Source organism: Streptomyces bohaiensis, assembly GCF_012033785.1.
GTDB lineage: Bacteria > Actinomycetota > Actinomycetes > Streptomycetales > Streptomycetaceae > Streptomyces > Streptomyces bohaiensis.
This window is the reverse complement of the sequence record NZ_JAAVJC010000413.1, coordinates 1-2,970: the sequence shown is the minus strand read 5'-3', so window position 1 is coordinate 2,970 and position 2,970 is coordinate 1. Positions and strand designations below refer to the sequence as shown.

The 2,970-nt window shown below is 75.9% G+C and carries 2 protein-coding genes; one reads left to right on the top strand and one right to left on the bottom strand.

What is annotated here, in order from left to right; genetic code table 11:
- Nucleotides 1-48 precede the first annotated feature (48 nt).
- The gene (locus tag HCN52_RS23385) at nucleotides 49-291 is read right to left on the bottom strand and encodes a mycoredoxin (RefSeq protein ID WP_168090421.1); all 243 of its coding nucleotides are present in this window, start codon (nucleotides 289-291) and stop codon (nucleotides 49-51) included.
- A 265-nt stretch (nucleotides 292-556) separates the two neighbouring features.
- On the opposite strand from HCN52_RS23385, the gene HCN52_RS23380 reads away from it, so the two are divergent.
- Nucleotides 557-2,878: an ATP-dependent DNA helicase UvrD2 gene (locus tag HCN52_RS23380; RefSeq protein ID WP_168090420.1), complete on the top strand. Its 2,322-nt coding sequence runs from the start codon at nucleotides 557-559 to the stop codon at nucleotides 2,876-2,878.
- Nucleotides 2,879-2,970: the final 92 nt, after the last annotated feature.

The following is a 2,970-nucleotide window of genomic DNA, read 5'->3' as shown; positions in this document are numbered from 1 at the left end:
CCCGGCGCCGGACAGCGGCGGGACGCGGGGCGGTGGGGACGCGGCGGCTCAGCCCCCGACCTTCGCCTTCACCTGCGCCAGCGACGGGTTGGTCAGCGTCGAGCCGTCGTCGAACAGCAGGGTCGGCACCGTCTGGTTGCCGTTGTTCGCCTTCTCCACCAGCTCGGCGGCGGCCGGGTCGTGCTCGATGTTGACCTCGGTGTAGGCGATCCCCTCGCGGTCCATGTTCCGCTTGAGCGTGCGGCAGTAGCCGCACCAGGTGGTGCTGTACATCGTCACGGTGCCCGGCATCGCGTTGACGCTCCTCGTCTGCTGTCGGTGGGCGCGGGACCGCGCGTCGCCCGCGCCGCGTCCCGCTCGTCCCCGGGGAGGGGACGGCTTCCAGGAGAACACGGCCGCCGGGTCCGGCATTCCGCCGCCTGCCGCCGGGCCGGGCGCGGGCCGCCCTGCCGGCCCCCGGTGCGGGCCGGCACCGCCCGCCGCCGGCCCGCAGCGGTGCGACGATCGCACCGATTCTGTGGAAGCGGGCGACGCGGTGTCGCCCCGGCCTGGCAGCATGGACCGGGTGACAGCAGCGACACCCTTCCCGGAGCCCCCCACCGACGCCGACGCGGTCCTCGACGGCCTCGACCCCGAACAGCGGTCGGTCGCCACCGCCCTCAGCGGGCCGGTGTGCGTCCTCGCCGGGGCCGGGACGGGCAAGACCCGCGCCATCACCCACCGCATCGCCTACGGCGTCCGCTCGGGAGTGCTGCCCCCGATGAGCGTCCTCGCGGTGACCTTCACCAACCGCGCGGCGGGGGAGATGCGGGGCCGGCTGCGGCAGCTCGGGGCACGCGGGGTCCAGGCCCGGACCTTCCACTCGGCCGCGCTCAAGCAGCTCCAGTACTTCTGGCCCCGGGCCGTCGGCGGCGACCCGCCGCGGCTGCTGGAGCGCAAGGCGCAGGTCGTCGCGGAGGCCGCCGCACGGCACCGCATCCGGCTGGAGCGCGCCGAACTGCGCGACGTGATCTCCGAGATCGAGTGGGCCAAGGTCACCCAGACCGTGCCGGAGGACTACCCCGTCGCGGTCGCCAAGTCCGGCCGCGACGCCCCGCGGGACCCGGCGGAGACCGCCCGGGTCTACGCCGGCTACGAGCAGCTCAAGCAGGACCGCGGCGTGATCGACTTCGACGACGTCCTGCTGCTGACGGTCGGCATCCTGCAGGACCGCCCCGACATCGCCGAGACCGTCCACCGCCAGTACCAGCACTTCGTGGTGGACGAGTACCAGGACGTCAGCCCGCTCCAGCAGCGGCTGCTGGAGCTGTGGCTCGGCGGCCGGGACTCGCTCTGCGTCGTCGGCGACGCCAGCCAGACCATCTACTCCTTCACCGGAGCCACCCCCGACCACCTGCTCGACTTCCGCACCCGGCACCCCGACGCCACGCTCGTGCGGCTGGTCCGCGACTACCGGTCCACGCCGCAGGTGGTCACGCTCGCCAACGGGCTGCTGTCGCAGGCCCGCGGCCGGGCGGCCGAGCACCGCCTGGAGCTGGTCTCCCAGCGCCCGGCCGGCCCCGAGCCGGAGTTCCGGGAGCACGCCGACGAGCCGGCCGAGGCCGAGGCGACCGCCCAGCAGATCCGCGCGCTCCTCGCCTCCGGCGTTCCCGCCAGCGAGATCGCCGTCCTCTACCGCATCAACGCCCAGTCGGAGATCTACGAGCAGGCCCTCACCGACGCCGGCGTGCCCTACCAGCTCAAGGGCGCCGAGCGGTTCTTCGAGCGCCAGGAGATCCGCCAGGCCGGCCTGGCGCTGCGCGGCTCCGCCCGCGCTGCCGGCAACGACGCCGACCTCCCGGACGGCCTCGGCCTCGGCGAGCAGGTCGGCGCCGTCCTCGCCGGCGTCGGGTGGAACCCGGAGCCGCCCGCCGGTTCCGGCGCGGCACGCGACCGCTGGGAGTCGCTGCGGTCGCTGGTGCGCCTCGCGGAGGGACTCGCCGAGGCCCGCCCCGGCGCCACCCTCGCGGACTTCGTCACCGAGCTGGAGGAACGCGCCCACGCCCAGCACGCGCCGACCGTCGAGGGCGTGACGCTGGCCTCCCTCCACACCGCGAAGGGGCTGGAGTGGGACGCCGTCCACCTCGTCGGTCTCACCGACGGGATGCTGCCGCTCTCCCACGCCAAGACGCCGGAGCAGATCGAGGAGGAGCGGCGGCTGCTCTACGTCGGGGTCACCCGCGCCCGCAAGCACCTCACGCTCTCCTGGGCGCTGGCCCGCACCCCCGGCGGCCGCGCCGGGCGACGCCCCAGCCGCTTCCTCGACGGACTGCGCCCCGGCTCCGCCTCCCGCGGCGGCGCCGGCGGAACGAGCCGCGGTTCGGTGGAGCGCGGCAGCGGCGGACGCAAGGCCCGCGGGCCCGTGCCGTGCCGGGTGTGCGGGCGCACCCTGACGGACGCGCCGGAGATCAAGCTGCGGCGCTGCGCCGACTGCCCGTCGACCATGAACGAGGAACTCTTCGAGCGGCTGCGCGACTGGCGGTCGGTCCAGGCCAAGGAGCTGGGGCGACCGGCCTACACCGTCTTCACCGACGTCACGCTGATGGCCATCGCCGAGGAGGAGCCCACGTCGGCGCGTGGTCTGGCACGCATCTCCGGTGTGGGACCGCACAAGCTCCGCCAGTTCGGGACGGACGTCATCGCGCTGTGCGAGGGGCGGGACCCGGCGGCTCCCGACGCGTCGGGCGCGGACCCGCGGCCCGCCGACGCCGCCGGGCCGGCGGGGAGTGCCGGGAGCGCCGGCCCGGGGGAGGACGAGGAGGCGGAGGCACGGGTCGCGGCCTTCCTCGCCGACGAGGAGCCGCCGCCGGAGGAGGGCGACGAGACCGCCTGGCGCTAGGCCGTCGCCCGCCGGCGTCGCGGGGAGCCGGACGGGGGCAGCGGCGCTTTCCCGTGGACGGGCGCCTTGCCCGCCCACGGGGCGCCGACGGC

Coding starts and splice junctions, on each gene's coding strand:
- HCN52_RS23385 (WP_168090421.1), bottom strand. CDS start 291: ATGCCGGGCACCGTGACGATGTACAGCACCACCTGGTGCGGCTACTGC.
- HCN52_RS23380 (WP_168090420.1), top strand. CDS start 557: ATGGACCGGGTGACAGCAGCGACACCCTTCCCGGAGCCCCCCACCGAC.